This is a genomic window from Shinella sp. 838 (assembly GCF_029623935.1).
Classification (GTDB): domain Bacteria; phylum Pseudomonadota; class Alphaproteobacteria; order Rhizobiales; family Rhizobiaceae; genus Shinella.
Genome location: NZ_JARSBQ010000001.1, coordinates 908456 through 930470, shown reverse-complemented (window position 1 = coordinate 930470; position 22015 = coordinate 908456). Strand labels below are relative to the sequence as shown.

The window sequence follows — 22015 nt, the reverse complement described above, 5'->3', positions numbered from 1 at the left end:
CACCGTTTTCCCCTGAACCCGACACCTCGTATGGCACGTCCCCTCTCCACGCCTGCGGGGAGAGGGTTAGGGTGAGGGGCAGTTCGAGTCAGCCGCCAAGCGCATAGCTCACAAGATCGATCCCCATCGCCTTCTCGACGGAGGGATAGACGGTCGGATCGAGCACGCTGGAGGCGAGCGGGATGATGGTTTTCGGCACATGCAGCACAAAAACCCTCATGCCGACATCGAGCTGTCCGACGCTGAGCGGTTCGCCCTCCGGCGAAAGCGTGGTGATGACGTCAGGGAAGGTGGCGAGGCGTTTTCCCCCGGCCGATTCCACCGCCATATACTCGTTCATCACATGCAGCACCGAGGCGCTGTCGCCCTTGCCGATCGTCACCGTGCCGATGTCGAAGGCTTCCTTGGTGTAGACCACCGATTTGTCCGTGATCACCCCTTCGGAAAGGATCGAACCGCCCGTCGTCCTGACGATGGCATCGATGATCGCCGAACCGCCCTTGCCTTCCGCCGCGATGATCGCCTCGCCGAGTTCCAGCGCCAGCGAGATGCCGCGGAGTGCCGCATTCTTGCGCACGTAGGACGCGCGCAGCGGATTGCGGCAGGAGGCGATGAAGCCGCCGGACATGTCGGAAGCCGTGCGCAGGATCGGCGAGACTTTTGCCGTCGCGCCGCGCACGACGAGTTCGATATAGCGGTTCTCGTCGCGGTTGCCGCCGACAGCCGTCTGGATCATTTGCTCCGGCGAGCCGGCCATGCCGATCGAACCCATGTCGCCGGTCGGATGCGCGCGCATGTCGCCGACGGCATCCAGCACCTTGGTGCCGAGGATGGCGGAGGGCAGCCAGCCGTTCAGCGTCGAGGACTTGCCGTTCTGCCCGACCATCAGCGCGGAAACCTTTTCGCCGAGCGCCCCCTGCAAAAGCTCCACGGCCTTGACATAGTCGACGCCGCGCATTTCCCAGGGCGTGGTGGAGGCCGGCGCGCCGATGGCGGCGGCGGTCGCCACCCAGTCGTCATCGGAGAGTTCGTCGATGGAGACCAGCTCCGGCTTGCCGATCGATACCGCGGCATAACCGAGCATACGGCCATGATCCGCCCAGCCACCGCCGCCGGCGGCATAGACCGAGCCGCCCTTGACCGCCGCCTCGACGTCTTTTTCCTTTAAAATCCGGCCCATCAGACGTCCTCCTGACTCAATGTCTTATCCAGGTGAATCACCGCGTTAAAAAGCACCGCCGCGCCGAGCGCGATATCGTCGGTCTCGGCAAACTCCTCCGGCGCATGGCTGCGCCCGCCAAGGCACGGCACGAAGATCATCGCCGCGCGCGTCACCTTCGCCATGAAGGCCGTGTCGTGCCCCGCGCCCGACGCCATGCGGCGATGGCTGGCGCCGGCCGTTTCGCAGGCCGCGTCCAGCACGTCGAGCAGCAAGGGGTCGCCGGGCGTCGGCATGTTGTCGGAGATGCGGCGCGGCGGGGCGATGACGGTGCCCGTCTCCCGCGCGACCTGCTCGGCCAATTGATCGACGGAGGCGGCAAAGAGGTCCATCGCCGTCCGGTGCTCCGCCCGCGCATCGATCAGCAGGCGCGCCCGGGAGGGAATGACATTGGCGGCGTTCGGCTCGATGGAGAATTCGCCCACCGTCGCCGTGAAATGGCCCGGCCCCGCGGAAAGCGATTTCGCCAGCGCCTCGATATCCGTCACCAGCCGCGCGGCCGCGGCCAGCGCATCGGCGCGGCTGCCCATCGGCGTGGTGCCGGCGTGATCCGCCCGGCCCTCGACGACGATCTCGATGCGCGTGATGCCGGCGATTGCCGTCACCACGCCGATATCGAGTTTTTCGCTCTCCAGCACCGGCCCCTGCTCGATATGCAGTTCGAGGAAGGCCGCGATATCCTTGCGCGCTTCCGCCTGCAGGCGCGCCGGATCGCCGCCGGCATCGCGAATGCCCTCTTCCAGCGTCAGCCCGCCGCTCTCGCGCGAAAACCAGTCCTGCGGCAGCACGCCGGCCATGCCGCGGCTGCCGATGCAGGAGACGCCGAAGATCGAGACCTCCTCCGCAAGGAAATCGACGACCTCAAGATCATGGTCCAGTTCGATGCCCTGATCGGCGAGCGCGCGCGCCACTTCCAGCGCCACCGCCACGCCGGCAATGCCGTCATAGCGCCCGCCGTCCGGCACCGTGTCCGAATGCGAGCCGAGCATGATCGTGCCGAGGCCGGGTTTTCTGCCCGGCCGCCGGGCGATCAGGTTGCCCGCGGCATCGATGCGCGTTTCGAGCCCGGCCGCCCGAAACCTTTCGTCAAGAAAATCCCGCCCCGCCGGGAACAGAGCGGTAAAGGCACGCCGCGTATAGGGCCGGCCGGGCTCGGTGAGCCGGGCGAGCCCGTCGATCACATCCCCGATACGGGCGGGATCGACCGGCAGATTGGTGGCGCGGGCCATGGTCAGGCCCTCGCGGAGACGAGCGTCGGCAGCGGCCGCACGAAGGCGCCGGTGCCGGGCTCGGAAAGCACGGCCTTGCCGTCGAAGGCGAGCTTGCCGCGCAGCCAGGTGGCTGAGACGCGCCATGGCAGGCGGATGCCGTTATAGGGCGACCAGCCGACGACGTTGTGGCCGCTTGCCGCCGCGTCATAGCTGTAGGGTTCCGGGGTCAGCACGGTGATGTCGGCATCCTTACCGGCCTCCAGCGCACCCTTCACATGATCCAGCCGGAAATGCCGGGCCGGGTTCAGAGTCATCAGTTCGGCCGCGCGCGTCAGCGGAATGCCGCGCTCCAGCGCGCCCTTGACGAACAGCGGCACCATGACCTCCAGCCCCGGCACGCCCGACGCATTCGCCAGCATATCCGGATTGGTCTTGCGGTCCTCCGACCAGCTCACATGGTCGGTGGAGACCAGCGTGACATTGCCCTCGGCGACATGCCGCCAGAGCTTTTCCACCTCGGCGCGCGGGCGGATCGGCGGGTTGATCTTCGCCTTGCCGCCGAGACGGGCGACGTCGTTCTCCTCGTCGAGCGTCAGGTAGTGGATGCAGCACTCGATGGTCGCGCGAAAACCCTGCGCGCGGTAGGCGCTAGCGATCTCGTAGCCGCGGCCGAGCGAGCAATGCACCACATGGGCCGGGCAGCCGGTCTCGGCGCCGGTCTCGTAAATCTGGTTGGAGGCGAGCAGTTCCGTCAGCGGCGGGCGCGACAGGCCGTGGGCGCGGTAATCGGTGATGCCCATGGCCTTCACCTTGGCGATGGCCGCCCGCACCGCCTCGTCGTCCTCGTTGTGCACGCCGGCCGTCAGGCCGGTCGGGGCGATGGCGCGGAAACAATCTTCGAGAAGCGCGGCGGGAATGCGCGGAAAGCGTTTGGGATCCGTGCCGAAGGTCGAGAACTTGAAGGCAGCGACGCCTGCCTCGACCATTTCGGCGATGCGCGCCGGCCCCTCTTCCGGATCGACGGTGCCGTAAAGCGCGAAATCGACGCGCGCCTGTGGCGAGGCATGGTCGATCTTGATCTTCACCGCATCCGCCGAGCAGACGAGGTTGCCCTCGTCATAGGGCATGTCGACGATGGTGGTGACACCGCCGGCCGCCGCCGAGCGCGTCGACCAGACAAAATCCTCCTGGTTCTTCTGCGAGAGCGAATGCACCTGCGCGTCGATCGCCCCGGGCAGGATCAGCGCGCCGGAGAGGTCGTGCCGCTCTTTCGCCGCCGGCGTTGCGCCCTGGCCGACATGCATCACCTTGCCGCCCGCCACCGCGACATGGCCGCCCTCGACAATGCGGTCGGCGAGAACGACGGTGCCTTTGAGAACGAGATCGAAATCGGCCATAGCAAAAATCTCCGTCAGGGTTTGAGGGCGAAGAAGCCGTCGAACTGCGCCATGGGCGCCGCCTCGACGAAGGCGGCGAGCGCCTCGGGGCTGGCGAGATCGCGGTCGAGCGCTTCGATCTCGGCCGAAAGCGGCCGGTCCTTGCGATAGATCGGGCTGATCGCCCGCGTGCGCTGGTAGGCGATGGCGACGACGCCCTCGACATTGTCGCCGGCAAGGTCGATCGCCTGGGCGGACAGCATGGCTTCGAGCGCCGCGAGCTGGCGCAGATCCCGCACCTGGCTTTCCATGCGCTCGACGATCAGCGGCAGGAAGGTCGCCTCCTCCTCCAGCCCGCCGGCAACGACGATGGACTGCGCCGAGATCGGCACCGCCAGCGACTGAATGCGCATGTAGAGTTCGACGGCGAGTTTCAGGAGCGGGCCGAAGCCGGTCGCGGTCTCCCCGGGCGCCACGAGATTGACCGGCAGGTTGCGCCGCACGCCGTTGGCGAGCAGCACGCAGCGGTTCAGCACGTTGCGGGCGAGATGGGCGAACCCCGTCTGCGCCGCCTCGACATAGAGCGTCGTCGACAGCGGCAGCGAGCCGCCGGAGGCCATCACGACATTGTCGAGCACGACAGGATTGTCGTCGGACTGCGCCGTCGCCTCGACGATGCGCTCGGCGGCGTTCATCAGCGTATCGAGGCAGGCGCCGAACACCTGCGCGGTCATGCGCAGGCTGAGCGGATCATGGATCGCCGAGGGTTTTGGCCAATGGCCGGAGGAGGCCTGCGCCTCGAACCAGGTGCCGGCGAGCGCCTCGCCATGGGCGGACAACCGTGCGGCGACCCGCCACGGATCGGCCGAGGCGCCGAGCGCCAGCGACGACAGCAGGCCCGTCACCATGAGGTTGCGGATCGCCTTGGCCGCCTCGCGCACCACATTGGCGGCGGCGGCATGCGAGATCGCGTTGACGCTGAGGGCGGCCAGCGCATCGCGCGGCTGCATGCGATAGGGCGTCAGGCCGGCGCGCTTCAAGGCTTCGGCGGCTGGCAGGCGCACGCCGCCATACCAGGCCTCGCCCTCGCCCGTCAGCACCGCCGCGATCTGGCCCATCAGGCCGATATCGGCGCAACCCATCGAGCCATGCCGGCGCACGACGGGCACGACATCGCGTTCGAGCAGCGAAAGGAAGGCGTCGATCAGTTCCGGGCTGCAACCGGAATAGCCGCCGAGCGCCGTGTTGACGCGGATGCCCATCGCCTTGCGCACGATCGGCAGCGAGAAGGGTTCGCCCGTGCCGAAATGATGCGCCTTCACCAGATTGTTGTTGAACTCGACGAGGTCGTCGGCCGTCCACAGCTTGTCCTTCATCGAGCCGACGCCGGTATTGGCGCCGTAGATCGGCAGGCCGGTGGCAAGACGGTCGGTGACGATGCGGCGGGCGGTGCCGACGCGGCCCATACCGATCTCGCAGGCGACCGGCCGTCGCGCGCCGGTGCCGATCGCCTCGAGCGTTGCGAAGTCGAGCGGTTGGCCGGTGAGATAGAGCGTGTCGGCGGAAGCGAGCATTTTCAAAAAGCCTGTTTCAAAAGCAATCCCGGAAAACGTGCCTGTCCGGGACGCATAAAAACTGAATACGGATGTTATGCGGAACGCGGGCCGAACCCATATCCCAAAATCCGTACGGTTCATGCTATAGGTCGAACAGACGGAACAGACTGAAGGACCCGCCCGTGGATCTACCCACGCTTCGCCTTGTGCACAGCATTCTCGAAGAACGCGGCATCCGCAGGGCGGCCGCGGCAGAAGGGCGCCCCGCCTCCAGCGCCAGCGCGGCGCTGCGCCGGGTGGAGGCGGTGCTGTCCGTGCCGCTGGTGCGGCGCGACGGGCAGGCGCTGGTGCCGACGCTCGACGCCGAAGCCCGCCTGCCGCGCTTTGCCGAGATTGCCGCCGCCGCCGTAGCGCTCGCCGCCCTCGGCGGCGTAAAAACCATGCCGGCCGTCTCGCTTTCCGCCCTCGCCCGCTTCACGGCCACGGCTCGGGCCGGCAGCATCAACGCCGCCGCCAAAAACCTCGGCCTCGGCCAGCCGCAGCTCACCCGCCAGCTCAGCCATCTCGAAGCCGCGATCGGCTGCAAGCTCATCGACCGTTCGGCGACGGGCATAAGCTGCACGCCCGCCGGCCTTGAGGCGCTGGCGCTCGCCGAACGCATCGGCGCGGCCTGGGAACTGCTTTTTACCGCCTCGGCCGAACGGTTCCGCCGCAGCGCCGCCACCTGGCGGCTCGGCGCGGTCATTCCCTTTGGCCATGAAAGCGAGATCGCCGCCATGCTCGCCCGGCTCACCGTGGAATGGCGCGCGGCGCGGCCGCGCCAACCGCTCTTCCTCTCCTCGACGACGGCGGACGAACTGGTCTCGGGCCTGAAAAACCGCCGATTCGACCTGATCCTGCTCGACACCGACCGCTACCCCGCCGAATTCGAGGGCAGCCTGATCGGCCGCTCGCAACTGGCGCTCGCCGGCCCGCGCGGGCTTGATGGTTCCGTGGATTTTTCCACGCTGCTCGGCCGCTACCCCATCGCCGTGCCGAGCCCGCGCAGCGGCCTGCGCCAGATGACGGACCGCTTCCTCGAAGCGACGCTTTCCCCGGCCGAACGCGGCCGCCTGACGCTGGTCGAGGTGGATTCGATCCCCGTCATCATCAACCTCGTGCTCGACCACGGCCATCTCTCCGTGCTGCCGGAACACTCGGTCGCCAACATCAACCCGCCGCCGGTGCTGCTGCCGCTCGATGCCGCCTACCAGCAATCGCTGAGCCTCGTCTGGCCGCGCGACGCCCTCTCCCGCAAGGCCGCGGAGACGATGCTGGGACTTCTGACGAAACCCTAACCTTTCGCCCCGGCCCGCAGCCGCCGCCGCGTCTCCGTCGGGCTTTCATGGTAGTGCGCGCGGTAGCTGCGCGAGAAGGCGGAGGAGGAGTTGAAGCCGGTGAGCGCCGCGATGTCGGCGAACTCCGTCTTGGTCTCGATGACCTTGCGCCGGGCGGCATTGAGGCGCAGCGCCAGATAGTGCTGGTGCGGCGCGACGCCCATGGTTTCCTGAAAAAGATCCTGCAGATGGCGGGCGCTGATGCCGACGCGTTTTGCCAGCCGTGCCAGCGTCAGCGGCGCCTCCACCGTCTCCTCCATCAGCCGCACCGCCTGGCTGACGCGCTGGTCGGCGACGCGCATGTTGCCGAGCGCCGGCACCTGCAAAAGACCGCCGGTGCGCTCGTGCTCGTAGATGAACTGCCGGGACACTTCCAGCGCCAGCGAATAGCCCTGCCGGCGGCGGATGATCTCCAGCATCAGGTCGAGCGTCGGCAGCGAGCCGCCGGTTGTGATGCGCTTTCCGTCGATGACGTAGCGTTCGCGCACCACGCCGATCTGCGGATAGGCGGAGGCGAAATCCTCCATGTCCTCCCAGTGGGCCGTCGCGGAATGGCCGTCGAGCAGGCTCGCCTCGGCGAGCAGCCAGCTCCCCGATTCGATACCGGCCATCATGCTGCGGTGGCGCGCCGTCTGCGAAAGCTGGCGGCGCAACAGAGGCGTCGCACTCATCTGCCATTGATAGCTCGACAGCACGAAGAGCGGATGCGTCTCCTTCTCCGGCCGGAACAGGCCGTCGACCGGCACGGGAATGCGGCTGCGCGTCTCGACCGGCGCCCCATCCGGCGAAAAAATCCGCCAGCGGTAGAGCGCCTGGCCGGAAATGCGGTTGGCGGCGCGCAGCGGCTCGATGACCGAGGCGACGAGGATGAGGTTCGTCTCGGGCAGAACGAGGATGTCTATGTCGAGTGTGTCGGCGGAGGGATCGAGCATGGCGGAAGCTTGTCCGTTGATCTCTCAAATTGTCAAGGATGGATCCGAAAAGTGAAAGCGTTGCGTCTGCTTTTGGCTCGTAATGGCCCCAACGAGAATACTGGGAGAACGACAATGCCCCTTGCGATGAACCGCGACGTCTTCATCACCTGCGCCGTCACCGGCTCCGGCGACACCGCCGGCAAATCCCCCCATGTGCCGCGCTCGCCGAAACAGATCGCCGAATCGGCGATCGAGGCCGCCAAGGCCGGCGCCGCCGTGGTGCACTGCCATGTGCGCGATCCGGAAACCGGCGCGCCGAGCCGCCGCAACGACCTCTACCGCGAAGTGACCGAGCGCATCCGCGACGCGGAAGTCGACGTGGTCCTCAACCTCACCGCCGGCATGGGCGGCGACATGATTTTTGGCGGCACCGAGCAGCCGCTGCCGCTGAACCCCAACGGCACCGACATGGTCGGCGCCACCGAGCGCGTGTCCCACGTCGCCGAATGCCTGCCGGAAATCTGTACACTCGATTGCGGCACGATGAACTTTTCGCTCGGCGATTACGTGATGACCAACACGCCGTCCATGCTGCGCGCTATGGGCCGGATGATGACCGATCTCGGCGTGCGCCCGGAAATCGAGGCCTTCGACACCGGCCACCTCTGGTTCGCCAAGCAACTCGTCGAGGAAGGCGTCATCGAGGACCCGGTGCTCATCCAGCTCTGCATGGGCATTCCGTGGGGCGCGCCCGACGACCTCAACACCTTCATGGCGATGGTCAACAACGTGCCGCCGTCCTGGACCTTCTCCGCCTTCTCGATCGGCCGCAACGCCATGGCCTATCCGGCCGCGGCCGTGCTTGCCGGCGGCAATGTCCGCGTCGGCCTTGAGGACAATCTCTATGTCGGCAAGGGCCAGCTCGCCAACAATGCGCAGCTCGTCGACAAGGCGGTTAACATCATCGAAAGCATGGGCGCGCGGGTCATCGGCCCGGCCGAAGTGCGCGAGAAGCTGAAACTAACGAAGCGTGCGCCTCGGGGCTGACGGACCGGGCTGCCCCTCACCCTAGCCCTCTCCCCGCAAGCGGGGAGAGGGACCTGCCAAACCGAACGGTCGGGATGGAGGAAAACGGCGCGGCATTTCCCTTCTCCCCGCCTGCGGGGAGAAGGTGGCGGCAGCCGGATGAGGGGCAAGCAAACCGTGCACACGGAAAAGAACATGAGGGAACGGACAGCATGACCACCATCAACAAGGCAGCCTGCGTCGGCGGCGGTGTCATCGGCGGCGCCTGGGTCGCGCGCTTCGCGCTCGCCGGCATCGATGTGAAGATTTTCGATCCGCATCCGGAGGCCGAGCGCATCATCGGCGAAGTCATGGCCAATGCCGAGCGCGCCTACGGCATGCTCACCATGGCGCCGCTGCCGCCGAAGGGCAAAATCACCTTCTGCAAGAGCTTGGAAGAAGCCGTGGAAGACGCTGACTGGATTCAGGAAAGCGTGCCCGAGCGGCTGGAGCTGAAGCGCGGCGTGCTGACGAAGATCGACGCGGCGGCAAAACCCGACGCGCTGATCGGCTCCTCCACATCCGGCCTGATGCCGACCGATCTCCAGCGCGACATGAAGCACCCCGAACGCCTGTTCGTGGCGCATCCCTACAATCCCGTCTACCTGCTGCCCCTCGCCGAGCTGGTCGGCGGCGAGAAGACCTCGCGCGCAGTGCTCGAAGACGCCAAGGCCAAGCTTGCGCCGATCGGTATGAAGGGCGTCATCATCAACAAGGAGATCGAGGCTTTCGTCGGCGACCGTCTGCTGGAAGCCGTCTGGCGCGAGGGCCTCTGGCTGATCAAGGACGACATCTGCGACACCGAAACGCTCGATGACGTGATCCGCTATTCGTTCGGCATGCGCTGGGCGCAGATGGGCATGTTCGAGACCTATCGCATCGCCGGCGGCGAGGCGGGCATGCGCCACTTCCTCGCCCAGTTCGGCCCCTGCCTCTCCTGGCCCTGGACGAAGCTGACCGACGTCGTCGACCTCAACGACGAACTGGTGGAGAAGATCGCCGGCCAGTCCGACGCCCAATCCGGCGCCCGCGGCATCCGCGAGCTGGAGCGCATCCGCGACCAGAACCTCGTCGGCATCATGCACGCGCTGAAGGCCGGCGACGAAGGCCGCGGCTGGGGCTCGGGCAAACTGCTCGCCGAGTTCGAGGCACATCTGTGGGCCAAGGCCGGCAAGGCCGAGGTCGAGGTTTCCGCCAGCGCGCCGCTGCGCCTCGTCGACACCAAGGTCAACGCCGCCTGGGTCGATTACAACGGCCACATGACCGAGCACCGCTATCTCCAGCTCTTCGGCGACACGACCGACGCGCTGCTGCGGCTGGTCGGCGTCGATTTCGACTATGTCGAGGCCGGCCACAGCTACTACACCGTGGAGACCCACATCCGCCATCTCGGCGAAGCCAAGCTCGGCCAGGCGCTCTACACGACGCTGCAACTGCTCTCCTTCGACAACAAGCGCATGCACTACTTCACCCGCATCCGCGACGCGGCGACCGGCGACGTCATCGCGACCGCCGAGCAGATGGTGCTGCATGTCGATAGCAAGGCCGGCAAGAGCATCGACGCGCCGGCCGAAGTGCTGGCGAAGATCGCGCCGATCATGGAAGCGCATGCCGGGCTGCCGGCGCCGGAAGGGGTTGGACGGCACGTCGGGCAGAAGAAAGCGCAGTAAAGCTGCCCCTCACCCTAGCCCTCTCCCCGCAAGCGGGGAGAGGGGACCTGCCACAAGCGGGCTTGGGAACGGAGGAGAACGGCACGGCATATCCTTCTCCCGCTTGCGGGGAGAAGGTGGCGGCAGCCGGATGAGGGGCACACCAAGAAGAACGAGGGAACACCATGAATTTCGCACTCACCGACGAACAGCAGATGATCGTGGACACGGTCCGCGCCTTCGTCGAAACGGAAATCTATCCGCACGAAAACGAGGTAGAGCGCACCGGCCATGTGCCGCCGGAACTCGGCCAGGAGATCGCACGCAAGTGCAAGGAAATCGGCTTCTTCGGCTGTAACATGCCCGAAGAGGTCGGCGGCGCGGGCCTCGACCACACCTCCTTCACCCTCGTCGAGCGCGAGCTCGGCCGCGGCTCCATGGCGCTGACCGTCTTCTTCGGCCGCCCCTCCGGCATCCTGATGGCCTGCAACGACGAGCAGCGCGAAAAATACCTGCTGCCCGCCGTCAGCGGCGAAAAATTCGACGCGCTGGCCATGACCGAACCGGACGCCGGCTCGGACGTGCGCGGCATGAAATGTTTCGCCCGCAAGGACGGCGACGACTGGATCGTCAACGGCACGAAACACTTCATCAGCCACGCCAACATCGCCGATTTCGTCATCGTCTTCATCGCGACGGGCGAGGAAGACACGCCGCGCGGCAAGAAGAAGCTGATCACCTGCTTCCTTGTCGACCGCGGCACGCCCGGCTTCGAGATCCGCGACGGCTACACGTCCGTCTCGCACCGCGGCTACAAGAACTGCATCCTCAATTTCGACGAATGCCGCCTGCCCTCCGCCCAGATCCTCGGCGAAGTGCACAAGGGTTTCGACATCGCCAACGACTGGCTCTACGCGACACGCCTGACGGTCGCCGCCACCTCCGTCGGCCGTGCCCGCCGCGCCTTCGACTACGCGCTCAACTACGCCGCCGAGCGCAAGCAGTTCGGCAAGCCGATCGGCGCCAACCAGGGCGTCTCCTTCAAGCTCGCCGACATGATCACCGAGATCGACGCCGCCGACCTCCTGACGCTCTCGGCCGCCTGGCGGCTCGACCAGGGCCTGCCGTCCAACCGCGAGATCGCCTCGGCAAAGGTCTACGCCACGGAAATGCTCGCCCGCGTCACCGATGAGGCGATCCAGATCTTTGGCGGCATGGGCCTGATGGACGACCTGCCCCTCGCCCGCTTCTGGCGCGATGCCCGCGTGGAACGCATCTGGGACGGCACCTCGGAAATCCAGCGGCACATCATCAGCCGCGACCTGCTGCGGCCGCTGGGGGCGTGAGCATGGCTGGCATTGCCCGCAACACCCCTCTCGACCGCCTCATCCGCCCGAAATCCATCGCCGTCTTCGGCGGCAAAGAGGCGCGGCGGGTCATCTTCCAGTGCGACAAGATGGGCTTCTCAGGTGAAATCTGGCCCGTGCACCCGCGCGAGGACGAAATCCTCGGCCGCAAATGCTACCGCTCGGTCGCCGACCTGCCGGGCGCGCCGGACGCCTCCTTCGTCGGCGTCAACCGGGAACTCACCATCGGCATCATCCGCGACCTCTCGGCGCGCGGCGCGGGCGGCGCGGTCTGCTACGCCTCCGGTTTCCGCGAGGCCGTCAGCGAGCTTTCCGATGGCGACGACCTCCAGAAGGCGCTGGTGGCGGCGGCCGGCAACATGCCGGTCCTCGGGCCGAACTGCTACGGCTTCATCAACATGCTGGATGGCGCCCTGCTCTGGCCCGACCAGCACGGCATGCTGCGGACCGAAAAGGGCGTCGCGGTCCTCACGCAATCCTCCAACATCGCCTGCAACATCTCCATGCAGCAGCGTGGCCTGCCGCTCGCCTACATCCTGACCGCCGGCAACCAGGCGCAGACCGGCCTCGCCGACCTCGCCTGCGCGGTCCTCGAAGACCCGCGCGTCACCGCCGTCGGCCTGCATATCGAAGGTTTCGACAGCCTCGAAGCGCTGGAACGCCTCGGTCAGCGCGCACGCGACTTGAAAAAGCCCGTCGTCACGCTGAAGGTCGGCAAATCGGAACAGGCGCAGCTCGCCACCGTCTCGCACACCGCCTCGCTCGCCGGTAACGATGCGGTCTCCTCGGCCCTGCTCGCCCGCCTCGGCATCGGCCGCGTCGAGACCCTGCCGGAACTCCTGGAAACGCTGAAGCTGCTGCATGTCGCCGGTCCGCTGCCGAACTTCGACATCTCCTCGATGTCCTGCTCGGGCGGCGAAGCCTCGCTGATGGCTGACGCCGGCGTGAAGCGGAAGGTCAATTACCGTGCGCTGAAGGATGTCCAGCGCCAGCCGCTGCGCGAAACGCTCGGCCAGATGGTGACAATCTCCAACCCGCTCGACTACCACACCTTCGTCTGGGGCAACCGCGAAAAACAGACTGCTGCCTTCACCACCATGATGGAGGGGGGTTACGGCCTCAACCTCGTCGTTCTCGATTTCCCGCGTCTCGACCGCTGCGACGCGAGCGACTGGATCACCACCTGCCACGCCGTCATCGACGCCGCCAAGGCCACGGGCGCCCATGCCGGCATCGTCGCCAGCATGGGCGAAAACATGCCGGAGGAAACCGCCGAAATGCTGATGCAGAACGGCGTCGTGCCCTTCTACGGCATCGAGGAGGCGCTTGCCGCCGCCGACGCCGCCGCCGGCATCGGCGAAGCCTGGGCGCGGCCGCAATCCGCGCCGCTGCTCAAGACCGTAGGCGGCGAAGGAGAACCCGTCACGCTCACCGAACACGAGGCCAAGCAGGCGCTCGCCGCCCATGGCCTTGCCGTTCCAAAGGGCCTTACCGCAGAAACGGCAGAGGCCGCCGCCAATGCCGCGGAAAAACTCGGCTTCCCGGTCGTGCTGAAGGGCCTTGGCGTCGCGCACAAGACAGAGGCCGGCGCCGTCAAGCTGAACCTTGCGGACCGCGCAGCCGTTTTGGCCGCGGCAAAAACCATGGCGGACGTCGCCTCCGGTTTCCTCGTGGAAAAGATGGTGGGAAAACCCGTCGCCGAACTCATCGTCGGAGCGATGCGCGATCCGGTCGCCGGGCCAGTCCTCACCATCGGCGCCGGCGGTATCCTCGTCGAATTGCTCGAGGATTCCGCGATCCTGACCCTGCCGACCGACGAAAAGGCGATCCGGGAGGCGATCGCCAGCCTCAAGATCGCAAAACTGCTCGCCGGCTACCGCGGCGCGCCGAAGGGCGATATCGACGCCCTCGTCGCCGCCGTCGCATCAGCGGCATCCTATGTCGTTTCAAACGCTTCAATAATCGAAGAACTGGACGTTAATCCCATCATGGTGCTGCCGGAAGGCGACGGTGTCGTCGCAGCCGATGCCCTGATCCGTCTGAGGAAAAATCCATGACCGGACCGATAAGACAGCGCCGCGAGGGCGGCATCCTCGAAGTCACCATCGATCGCCCCAAGGCGAACGCCATCGATCTCGCGACCAGCCGCATCATGGGCAAGATCTTTGCGGATTTCCGCGACGACGAAAGCCTGCGTGTCGCCATCATCACCGGCGCGGGGGAGAAATTCTTCTGTCCGGGATGGGACCTGAAGGCTGCTGCCGGCGGCGATGCCGTCGATGGCGACTACGGCGTCGGCGGTTTCGGCGGCATGCAGGAACTGCGTGACCTCAACAAACCGATCATCGCGGCCGTCAACGGCATCTGCTGCGGCGGGGGCCTCGAAATCGCGCTCTCCACCGACCTCATCCTCGCCGCCGAACACGCGACCTTCGCGCTGCCGGAAATCCGCTCCGGCACCGTGGCGGATGCCGCCTCGATCAAGCTGCCGAAGCGCATCCCTTACCACATCGCCATGGACATGCTTTTGACCGGCCGATGGCTGGACGTGCAGGAGGCGCATCGCTGGGGGTTCGTCAACGAGATCCTGCCCGCAGACAGGTTGCTCGACCGCGCCTGGGAACTGGCGCGCCTGCTCGAAAGCGGCCCGCCGCTCGTCTATGCCGCCATCAAGGAAGTGGTGCGCGCCGCCGAGGGCGAGACCTTCCAGGCGACCATGAACAAGATCACCAAGCGGCAGTTCCGCACGGTCGATATTCTCTATTCCAGCGAAGATCAGCTCGAGGGCGCCCGCGCCTTCGCGGAAAAACGTGATCCCATCTGGAAGGGACGATGAGGAGTGCGCCCCTGCATCGGGCGCAATCCGCATCTTTCCATAAATCAGACTTATGGAAGGAATAGATAATTTAGGGCGTTACACGCGACGAATGCGTGGTTAAATTTATGGAACGACGAGCCGCATTGCGGCGCAGGGAGGAGGCTTTCGGAGGACGGAAATGCGCTTCTGTCGGCATAAAATGCCGGCCGTAAGGTTGCCTTAGAGGCGAAAAACAGAAATTCTGCCAATCATAACGACAAATGCCCACCTAATGGGCCAGCAAAAGGGAACAGGGGAATGACTGATTACACCAAATATCTCACCAGCCAGGTTTCGCTCGGCAAGATGAACCGCCGCGAGTTCATGGGCCGCGCCGCCGCTTTCGGCGTCACGCTCGCCGTCGCCGGCACGATGTTCGACACCGCGGCACGCGCGCAGGAGCCCAAGCGCGGCGGCAACCTGAAGCTCGGCCTTGAAGGCGCGGCCGCAACCGACTCGAAGGATCCCGCCAAGGCGCTCTCGCAGTTCATGTTCGTCGTCGGTCGCAACTGGGGCGACATGCTCGTCGAATCCGAACCGCTGACCGGCAAGCCCGTGCCGGCGCTCGCCGAATCCTGGGAGCCGTCCGCCGATGCCTCGACCTGGACGTTCACCATCCGCAAGGGCGTCAAATTCCACGACGGCAAGGAACTGACCGTCGACGACGTCATCAAGACCCTGCAGCGCCACACGGACGAGAAGTCGGAATCGGGCGCGCTCGGCGTCATGAAGTCGATCAAGGAAATCAAGGCCGACGGCGACAAGCTGGTGCTGGTGCTGACCGAAGGCAATGCCGACCTGCCGCTGCTGCTCACCGACTACCACCTCGTCATCCAGCCGAATGGCGGCCTTGACGATCCGAACGCCATGATCGGCACCGGCCCCTACAAGGTGACGAGCTTCGAAGCGGGCGTGCGCGCCACCTTCGAGCGCAACAAGGACGACTGGCGTCAGGACCGCGGCTTCGTCGACACGATCGAAATGATCGCGATGAACGACAAGACGGCCCGCATCGCCGCACTCTCCTCCGGCCAGGTGCACTATATCAACCGCGTCGATCCGAAGACCGTCGACCTCCTGAAGCGCGCACCGACCGTGGAAGTGCTCTCCACCTCCGGCCGCGGCCACTATGTCTTCATCATGCATTGCAACACGGCGCCGTTCGACAACAACGACCTGCGCCTTGCGCTGAAATACGCGATGGACCGCGAGACCATGCTGGAAAAGGTGCTCGGCGGCTATGGCAAGGTCGGCAACGACTTCCCGATCAACGAGACCTATGCCCTCTTCCCCGAGGGCATCGAACAGCGCGCCTACGATCCGGACAAGGCGGCCTTCCACTACAAGAAATCGGGCCACAGCGGCTCCGTCCTGCTGCGCACGTCGGATGTCGCCTTCCCGGGCGCCGTCGACGCAGCCGTGCTCTACCAGGAGAGCGCCAAGAAGGCCGGCATCGAGATCGAGGTGAAGCGCGAGCCCGGCGACGGCTACTGGTCGAACGTCTGGAACGTACAGCCCTTCTCGACCTCCTACTGGGGTGGCCGTCCGACGCAGGACCAGATGTATTCGACAGCCTACCTTTCGAAGGCCGACTGGAACGACACACGCTTCCTGCGCGAAGACTTCGACAAGATGGTGCTCCAGGCCCGCTCGGAACTCGACGAAGCCAAGCGCAAGGAAATGTACCGCGCCATGGCCATGATGGTGCGTGACGAAGGCGGCCTGATCCTGCCGATGTTCAACGACTTCGTGAACGCCTCCTCCAAGCAGGTGAAAGGCTACGTGCACGACATCGGCAACGACATGTCGAACGGCTATGTCGCAACCCGCGTGTGGCTCGACGCCTGATGACCGGCAACGGACCGGCGCACGGTCCGGAGCTGACAGCAACGGCGACTGCGGGCGAAGCCCCGCAGTCTGCCGGCGTTGCCGGGTCGGTTGCGTCCACGGGAGCCCCCATAGACGAAGGCACGCCTTCGTTCTGGGCGAAACTCAGCAAGAGCAGCCCCCTGGTGGCGCTCATCGCGCAACGCTTCGCGCTCAGCGTGGCCTTGCTCTTCGCCGTGTCCCTGATGATCTTCGGGGGCGTGGAAGCCTTGCCGGGCGATTTTGCGACGACCTATCTCGGCCAGTCCGCAACGCCGCAGGCCATCGAGAACATCCGCAAGGATCTCGGTCTCGACCAGCCCGCCACCACACGCTATTTCAACTGGCTCGGTGGCGCCATCCAGGGTGACTTCGGCAATTCCTGGGCCTCGAAAAACTCGGTCGGCGAGCAGATCGGCAAACGCCTTGGCAATTCGCTGTTCCTCGCCTTCTTCGCGGCGATCATCTCGGTGCCGCTCGCGGTCGGCCTCGGCATGCTCGCGGTGCAATACCGAAACCGCATGCCCGACAAGATCATCAACGTCATCTCGCTGGCGGCGATTTCCCTGCCGGAATTCTTCGTCGGCTACCTCCTGATCCTGTTCTTCGCCGTGCAGATGGGTGTCGCGACCTTCCCCGCAACCGTCTATGAATCGATGACGATCGGCGAGCGCCTCTCCGCCATCGCCCTACCCACGGCGACGCTCGTCCTCGTCGTGCTCGCCCACATGATGCGCATGACCCGGGCGGCGATCCTCAACGTCATGTCGTCTGCCTATGTCGAAACGGCGGAACTCAAGGGCCTTTCCGGCCTGCGCATCATCGCCAAGCACGCGGCGCCGAACGCCGTCGCGCCCGTCATCAACGTCATCGCGCTGAACCTTGCCTATCTCGTGGTCGGCGTCGTCGTCGTGGAGGTCGTCTTCGTCTATCCCGGCATGGGCCAGTACATGGTCGACGCCGTGACGGTGCGCGACATGCCCGTCGTGCAGGCCTGCGGCCTGATCTTCGCCGCCTTCTACATCTTCCTCAACATGTTCGCCGATATCCTTGCGATCGTCGCGAACCCCAGATTGAGGCATCCGCGATGAGACTTTCCACCATCCCCATCAGCGCCTGGGTCGGCATCATCGGCATCCTGCTCGCCGTCTTCTGCGCTCTCTTCGCCCCCCTCATCGCCCCCTATGGCGAAAGCGAGATCGTCGGCTCCGTCTGGCAGCCGATGGGCGGCGATTTCCTGCTCGGCACCGACAATCTCGGCCGCGATCTCTTTTCGCGGCTGATCTTCGGCGCGCGCACCACGATCTTCGTGGCGCTGGCGGCAACGATCCTCGCCTTCTCGCTCGGCATGCTGCTCTCCTTCACGGCGGCGGTGACGGGTGGGCTCGTCGACCAGGCGTTTTCCCGCTTCAACGACCTGATGATGGCGATCCCGACGCTGATCTTCGCGCTCGTCGTGCTCGCGGTTCTGCCGCAGCAGCTCTGGATCCTGATCCTCGTCATGGCGATCCTCGACTCAACCCGCGTCTACCGCATCGGCCGCGCCGTCGCGCTCGATGTGGCGGTCATGGAATTCGTGGAGGCGGCAAGGCTGCGCGGCGAAGGCACCGGCTGGATCATTTTTCGGGAAATCCTGCCCAACACGCTCTCGCCGCTGCTTGCCGAGTTCGGCCTGCGCTTCGCCTTCTCGATCCTGTTCCTCTCCACCCTCTCCTTCCTCGGCCTCGGCATCCAGCCGCCGGCGGCCGACTGGGGCGGCATGGTCAAGGACAACAAGGACGGCATCATCTTCGGCATTTCCGCCGCCCTCATTCCGGGCGGGGCGATCGCCGGGCTCGCCATCTGCGTCAACCTCGTGGTCGACTGGCTGATGAAACGTACCTCCAGCCTCAAGGGGGGCCGCGGCGATGCCTGACCTGCTTTCCGTCAGAAACCTCAAGATCGAGGCGACCAGCTATCCGCCGGGCGAACCGCCGAAAACCGTGACACTCGTCGAAGGCGTGAATTTCGACGTTGAGAAGGGCAAGGTGCTCGGCCTCATCGGCGAATCGGGCGCCGGCAAGTCGACCATCGGCCTCACTGCGCTGGCCTACGGGCGCGGCGGGGTGCGCATCACCGGCGGCGAGGTGAAGCTCAACGGCGAGGACCTCCTGAAACTCTCGCCGTCGGGCATCCGCAAGGTGCGCGGCTGCAAGGTCTGCTACGTCGCGCAATCGGCGGCCGCCGCCTTCAACCCTGCCCACCGGCTCGGCGAACAGGTGATCGAGGCTTCGCTGAAACACGGCATCATGAGCCGGGCGGAGGCGGAAAAGCGCGCGCTCTACCTGTTCAGGGTGCTTGGCCTGCCCAGCCCCGAAACCTTCGGCCAGCGCTATCCGCACCAGGTCTCCGGCGGCCAGCTCCAGCGCGCCATGACCGCCATGGCGCTCTGCCCCAACCCGGAACTCATCGTCTTCGACGAACCGACCACCGCGCTCGACGTGACGACGCAGATCGACGTGCTCGCCGCCATCAAGCACGCCATCGAGGAGACGCATACGGCCGCGCTCTACATCACCCACGACCTTGCGGTCGTGGCGCAGATCACGGACGACATCCTCGTTCTCCGTCACGGCAAGATGATCGAATACGGCTCGGTCAAGCAGATCATCGAGGCCCCGACGCAGGATTACACCCGCGCGCTGGTCAACGTGCGCGGCACCAAGCGGGACGAAGCGCCCGACCAGTCGAACACGCTTCTGAAAGTCGAAAACGTCACCGCCGGCTATTCCAACGGCTTCAAGGTGCTGCAAAACGTCTCGCTGCACCTGCCGAAGGGCCAGACCTTGGCGGTGGTGGGCGAATCCGGCTCGGGCAAATCCACCCTCGCCCGCGTCATCACCGGCCTCTTGCCGCCGCAGGACGGCACGATCAGTTTCGACGGCAAGGCTTTGCCGAAGGCGCTGAAGGGCCGGTCGAACGACGAGCTTCGCCGCATCCAGATGATCTACCAGATGGCCGACACCGCGATGAACCCGCGCCAGACGGTGCGCGACATCATCGGCCGCCCGCTCACCTTCTACTACGGCATGCGCGGCCAGCAGAAGACCGAGCGGGTGAAGGAACTGCTGGAACAGATCGAGATGGGCGGCCGCTTCGCCGACCGCTATCCGGCCGAACTCTCCGGCGGCCAGAAGCAGCGCGTCGCCATCGCAAGGGCGCTGGCGGCCCAGCCGGAACTCATCCTCTGCGACGAGCCGACATCCGCCCTCGACCCGCTGGTGGCCGAAGGCATCCTGAAACTGCTGCTGAAACTCCAGGACGAGACCCACGTCTCCTACATGTTCATCACCCACGACATCGCCATCGTGCGCGCCATCGCCGATTCGGTGGCCGTGATGCACCGGGGCAAACTCGTGCGCTTCGGCCCGAAATCGAAGGTGCTTTCTCCGCCCTTCGACGACTATACGGACCTACTGCTGAAATCCGTTCCCGAGATGGAGATCGGCTGGCTGGAGCGGGTGCTGACCACGCGGCGCATGGAAAGCGCCGGCAATTGACAAAAGCGGGCGGCGGAGGTCGCCCGTTTCCTTTTACGGCAACTCCAAGAGCCGCCCCTCATCCGGCCTGCCGGCCACCTTCTCCCCGCAAGCGGGGCGAAGGGATATGCCGCACCGTTCTCCTCAAGGAACAGCGTCGCGTCGGGCAAGTCCCGCTCTCCCTGCTTGCGGGGAGAGGGTTAGGGTGAGGGGCAAATCCTCCGAACATTCAATTCTGCGTGCAGGTCACATCCCCGAGACGGCTCGCCGATTCGCCCTCCACCGACACGGTCTCATCGCCCCGCGCGGTGCAATTGCCCTTCTCGCCGACGCCCGAGCGGAATTTCACCATCGGCTGGCCCTCGATCATGATGCTCGGCACGATCTCGTAAAGTTCCGGCGGGCAGTTCACCACGTCGGAAAGCCGAAGCGCCGGCGCGCCGCCGATGAAGACGCTCTTCGAGCCGGAGAGGGCGCAGGACGGAAGGGGCGCCGGCGCATCCTCCGCAAAGGAGACGGACGGCCCCCCCGCCAAAAGACTGAAGGCCAGAACCGCGCTAGCCAGCCGCAAAAATCGCATCACTTGTCTCCCTTTTCACGCGCCGTGCGGGACAGCGCCAGCAGCGTTTCGAGTGCCCGTTCGGCATCCCGCTCCGGCACGAATATATGGTCGTGATGGTAACCGGCAACCACGTTGGCGCTGATCCCTTCCGTCGTCAGCGCCGTCGCGAAGGCCGCCGTCAGTCCCACTGCCTCCAGCGAGGAATGCACCGTGAGCGTGATCATGCGCATCGGAGGGCTGACAGCCAGTCCGTCCGCCGCCTCGAAAGGCAGGATCAGCGTCACGCCCTCCGCCTCCCGGAAGACGCCGATCGGCGCACGCAGGAGGCACCGGGCGAACTCGTCGCCCGGCACAGAGGCATAGACGAAGCGGCCTTCGACCAGTGCCGGCTCCATCGTCGCGAGCAGTTCGTCGAGATCGGTAACACCGCTCATGGACGGGCCATCCGGCGCACGGCATCACACAGCGCCGCAAAACCGGCCCTCGCCCCCGCGCTCATGAAACGGGCACGCAGCCACGCATGGATCATCTGCTTTTCCTCGCGAAACTCCACCGGCACGCCGGCGAGCGCCAGCCGCGCGGCATAGGCTCGCGCATCGTCGCGCAGCGGATCGAAAAAAGCACCGGTAATGAAGGTGGACGGCAGGGCGGCAAGGTTTTCCGCCCGCAGCGGGAAGGCGTGCGCGGCCTCCTCCGGCGCCTTGTAGACCTCCCGGTAATAGGCGACATCGGCAGTCGAAAGGCCCGGCGCCTCGGCCATTTCCAGATAGGAACCGGAAGCAAGGTCACCGCCGAGACCCGGATAGACCAGCGCCTGCCCGGCAATGCCCTTCAGCTCCTCGTCGCGTGCCTTCAGCACGATGCCGGCCGCAAGGTTTCCCCCCGCGCTGTCGCCGATCACCACGACCGGGTGATTTTCCAACAGAAGCTCGATCAGCACGGCCCAGCAATCGTCGAAGGCGGCGGGCCAGACATGCTCCGGCGACAGGCGGTAATCCACGGACACAAGCTCGGCGCCCGCGGCCTCGCAAAGCTCGGCGCAGATCGCGTCATGGCTGTCGAGCGAGCCGACGACGAAGCCGCCGCCGTGAATGTAGAAAAGCCGCGTCGCGCTCGTCATCGCCGCCGGGCGGTAGCGGCGCACAGGAATGCGCCCGGCAATGACGCTGTCCTGCTTGGTCATGCCCGCAGGCGGCGGTGCGTCGAAGGCGGCGCAGAGCGCATCGTACCAGCCGCGCTGCTGCCCGATATCCGCATCGACGGCATCGGCGGGATAAAAACCCTCGCAGCGCTTGTGGAAGGCGAGAATGCCCTCCTCGGTCGGCATGGGGCGTTCGGTCATGGCGGCTCCTCGTTGCCGGCACCGTTTCGGCTCGGCGGAACGGCTGCAGGGGCTTGTCCGGTTGCAGCATCGGCCGGCACGACGATGCCGTGCCGGCTGAAAATGCTTGCGGCGGGGATCATAGCAGCACGCCTCCC

The 22015-nt window shown here is 65.9% G+C and carries 18 protein-coding genes; 10 read left to right on the top strand and 8 right to left on the bottom strand.

The window, feature by feature from the left end; translation table 11 throughout:
- Positions 1 to 88 precede the first annotated feature (88 nt).
- The 4 genes from P9A16_RS04400 to P9A16_RS04385 are packed head-to-tail and all read right to left on the bottom strand — an operon-like array spanning position 89 to position 5380.
- Positions 89 to 1180, bottom strand: coding sequence for a DUF917 domain-containing protein (locus P9A16_RS04400; protein WP_023515545.1), 1092 nt, complete (start codon positions 1178 to 1180; stop codon positions 89 to 91).
- Positions 1180 to 2448 (bottom strand): Zn-dependent hydrolase, encoded by a 1269-nt coding sequence (locus tag P9A16_RS04395; protein WP_024270483.1) that lies wholly within the window; start codon positions 2446 to 2448, stop codon positions 1180 to 1182. Before P9A16_RS04395 ends, P9A16_RS04400 begins: the two co-directional genes overlap by 1 nt.
- A gap of 2 nt (positions 2449 to 2450) precedes the next feature.
- The gene (locus tag P9A16_RS04390; RefSeq protein ID WP_023514195.1) at positions 2451 to 3827 is read right to left on the bottom strand and encodes a dihydroorotase; all 1377 of its coding nucleotides are present in this window, start codon (positions 3825 to 3827) and stop codon (positions 2451 to 2453) included.
- Positions 3828 to 3841: 14 nt separating this feature from the next.
- Positions 3842 to 5380: an aromatic amino acid lyase gene (locus P9A16_RS04385; RefSeq protein WP_023514196.1), complete on the bottom strand. Its 1539-nt coding sequence runs from the start codon at positions 5378 to 5380 to the stop codon at positions 3842 to 3844.
- 164 nt (positions 5381 to 5544) lie between these two features.
- Between P9A16_RS04385 and P9A16_RS04380 the strand changes: the two genes are divergently transcribed.
- Positions 5545 to 6699, top strand: a complete 1155-nt coding sequence (locus tag P9A16_RS04380) for a LysR family transcriptional regulator (protein WP_023514197.1) — start codon at positions 5545 to 5547, stop codon at positions 6697 to 6699.
- Here the strand turns inward: P9A16_RS04380 and P9A16_RS04375 are convergent.
- Positions 6696 to 7670 carry a GlxA family transcriptional regulator gene (locus P9A16_RS04375; RefSeq protein ID WP_023514198.1) on the bottom strand — a complete coding sequence of 325 codons (975 nt, stop codon included), beginning with the start codon at positions 7668 to 7670 and terminating at the stop codon, positions 6696 to 6698. The genes P9A16_RS04380 and P9A16_RS04375 overlap by 4 nt on opposite strands.
- 114 nt (positions 7671 to 7784) lie before the next feature.
- Here P9A16_RS04375 and P9A16_RS04370 point away from each other — a divergent pair, with 114 nt between their 5' ends.
- The 9 genes from P9A16_RS04370 (at position 7785) to P9A16_RS04330 (ending at position 19995) form a co-directional block, all read left to right on the top strand.
- Complete coding sequence (locus P9A16_RS04370) at positions 7785 to 8699, top strand: 3-keto-5-aminohexanoate cleavage protein (RefSeq protein ID WP_023514199.1); 915 nt, start codon at positions 7785 to 7787, stop codon at positions 8697 to 8699.
- Between the two features lie 191 nt (positions 8700 to 8890).
- Positions 8891 to 10387: a carnitine 3-dehydrogenase gene (locus tag P9A16_RS04365; RefSeq protein WP_278025558.1), complete on the top strand. Its 1497-nt coding sequence runs from the start codon at positions 8891 to 8893 to the stop codon at positions 10385 to 10387.
- Positions 10388 to 10551: 164 nt separating this feature from the next.
- Positions 10552 to 11712, top strand: coding sequence for an acyl-CoA dehydrogenase family protein (locus tag P9A16_RS04360; RefSeq protein WP_023513348.1), 1161 nt, complete (start codon positions 10552 to 10554; stop codon positions 11710 to 11712).
- A 2-nt stretch (positions 11713 to 11714) separates the two neighbouring features.
- The gene (locus P9A16_RS04355) at positions 11715 to 13790 is read left to right on the top strand and encodes an acetate--CoA ligase family protein (protein WP_023513347.1); all 2076 of its coding nucleotides are present in this window, start codon (positions 11715 to 11717) and stop codon (positions 13788 to 13790) included.
- Complete coding sequence (locus P9A16_RS04350; protein ID WP_023513346.1) at positions 13787 to 14569, top strand: carnitinyl-CoA dehydratase; 783 nt, start codon at positions 13787 to 13789, stop codon at positions 14567 to 14569. The genes P9A16_RS04355 and P9A16_RS04350 overlap by 4 nt, the downstream gene beginning before the upstream one ends.
- A 279-nt stretch (positions 14570 to 14848) precedes the next feature.
- Positions 14849 to 16438 carry an ABC transporter substrate-binding protein gene (locus P9A16_RS04345; protein WP_023515825.1) on the top strand — a complete coding sequence of 530 codons (1590 nt, stop codon included), beginning with the start codon at positions 14849 to 14851 and terminating at the stop codon, positions 16436 to 16438.
- The gene (locus P9A16_RS04340) at positions 16438 to 17547 is read left to right on the top strand and encodes an ABC transporter permease (RefSeq protein ID WP_023515824.1); all 1110 of its coding nucleotides are present in this window, start codon (positions 16438 to 16440) and stop codon (positions 17545 to 17547) included. The genes P9A16_RS04345 and P9A16_RS04340 overlap by 1 nt, the downstream gene beginning before the upstream one ends.
- Positions 17544 to 18371, top strand: coding sequence for an ABC transporter permease (locus tag P9A16_RS04335; protein WP_023515823.1), 828 nt, complete (start codon positions 17544 to 17546; stop codon positions 18369 to 18371). Before P9A16_RS04340 ends, P9A16_RS04335 begins: the two co-directional genes overlap by 4 nt.
- Entirely contained in the window at positions 18364 to 19995 is a 1632-nt protein-coding gene (locus P9A16_RS04330) for an ABC transporter ATP-binding protein (protein WP_023515822.1), read from the top strand. The genes P9A16_RS04335 and P9A16_RS04330 overlap by 8 nt, the downstream gene beginning before the upstream one ends.
- A gap of 208 nt (positions 19996 to 20203) precedes the next feature.
- On the opposite strand, the gene P9A16_RS04325 is transcribed toward P9A16_RS04330, so the two are convergent.
- From P9A16_RS04325 to P9A16_RS04315, 3 genes are read right to left on the bottom strand one after another with little or no spacing between them, the layout of a single operon-like run.
- Positions 20204 to 20554: a PAAR domain-containing protein gene (locus P9A16_RS04325; protein WP_023515821.1), complete on the bottom strand. Its 351-nt coding sequence runs from the start codon at positions 20552 to 20554 to the stop codon at positions 20204 to 20206.
- A complete protein-coding gene (locus P9A16_RS04320) occupies positions 20554 to 20970 on the bottom strand; it encodes an ACT domain-containing protein (RefSeq protein WP_023515820.1) in 417 nt (138 codons plus the stop codon). The genes P9A16_RS04325 and P9A16_RS04320 overlap by 1 nt, the downstream gene beginning before the upstream one ends.
- On the bottom strand, positions 20967 to 21878 hold the full coding sequence (locus tag P9A16_RS04315) for an alpha/beta hydrolase (protein ID WP_023515819.1): 912 nt from the start codon (positions 21876 to 21878) through the stop codon (positions 20967 to 20969). The genes P9A16_RS04320 and P9A16_RS04315 overlap by 4 nt, the downstream gene beginning before the upstream one ends.
- Positions 21879 to 22015 lie beyond the last annotated feature (137 nt).

Bases quoted from the DNA above. Each gene is read 5' to 3' on its own strand.
- P9A16_RS04375 (WP_023514198.1), bottom strand. From the start codon at position 7,670: ATGCTCGATCCCTCCGCCGACACACTCGACATAGACATCCTCGTTCTG.
- P9A16_RS04355 (WP_023513347.1), top strand. From the start codon at position 11,715: ATGGCTGGCATTGCCCGCAACACCCCTCTCGACCGCCTCATCCGCCCG.
- P9A16_RS04390 (WP_023514195.1), bottom strand. From the start codon at position 3,827: ATGGCCGATTTCGATCTCGTTCTCAAAGGCACCGTCGTTCTCGCCGAC.
- P9A16_RS04360 (WP_023513348.1), top strand. From the start codon at position 10,552: ATGAATTTCGCACTCACCGACGAACAGCAGATGATCGTGGACACGGTC.
- P9A16_RS04335 (WP_023515823.1), top strand. From the start codon at position 17,544: ATGAGACTTTCCACCATCCCCATCAGCGCCTGGGTCGGCATCATCGGC.
- P9A16_RS04345 (WP_023515825.1), top strand. From the start codon at position 14,849: ATGACTGATTACACCAAATATCTCACCAGCCAGGTTTCGCTCGGCAAG.
- P9A16_RS04320 (WP_023515820.1), bottom strand. From the start codon at position 20,970: ATGAGCGGTGTTACCGATCTCGACGAACTGCTCGCGACGATGGAGCCG.
- P9A16_RS04400 (WP_023515545.1), bottom strand. From the start codon at position 1,180: ATGGGCCGGATTTTAAAGGAAAAAGACGTCGAGGCGGCGGTCAAGGGC.
- P9A16_RS04370 (WP_023514199.1), top strand. From the start codon at position 7,785: ATGCCCCTTGCGATGAACCGCGACGTCTTCATCACCTGCGCCGTCACC.
- P9A16_RS04315 (WP_023515819.1), bottom strand. From the start codon at position 21,878: ATGACCGAACGCCCCATGCCGACCGAGGAGGGCATTCTCGCCTTCCAC.
- P9A16_RS04325 (WP_023515821.1), bottom strand. From the start codon at position 20,554: ATGCGATTTTTGCGGCTGGCTAGCGCGGTTCTGGCCTTCAGTCTTTTG.
- P9A16_RS04385 (WP_023514196.1), bottom strand. From the start codon at position 5,380: ATGCTCGCTTCCGCCGACACGCTCTATCTCACCGGCCAACCGCTCGAC.
- P9A16_RS04330 (WP_023515822.1), top strand. From the start codon at position 18,364: ATGCCTGACCTGCTTTCCGTCAGAAACCTCAAGATCGAGGCGACCAGC.
- P9A16_RS04395 (WP_024270483.1), bottom strand. From the start codon at position 2,448: ATGGCCCGCGCCACCAATCTGCCGGTCGATCCCGCCCGTATCGGGGAT.
- P9A16_RS04350 (WP_023513346.1), top strand. From the start codon at position 13,787: ATGACCGGACCGATAAGACAGCGCCGCGAGGGCGGCATCCTCGAAGTC.
- P9A16_RS04340 (WP_023515824.1), top strand. From the start codon at position 16,438: ATGACCGGCAACGGACCGGCGCACGGTCCGGAGCTGACAGCAACGGCG.
- P9A16_RS04365 (WP_278025558.1), top strand. From the start codon at position 8,891: ATGACCACCATCAACAAGGCAGCCTGCGTCGGCGGCGGTGTCATCGGC.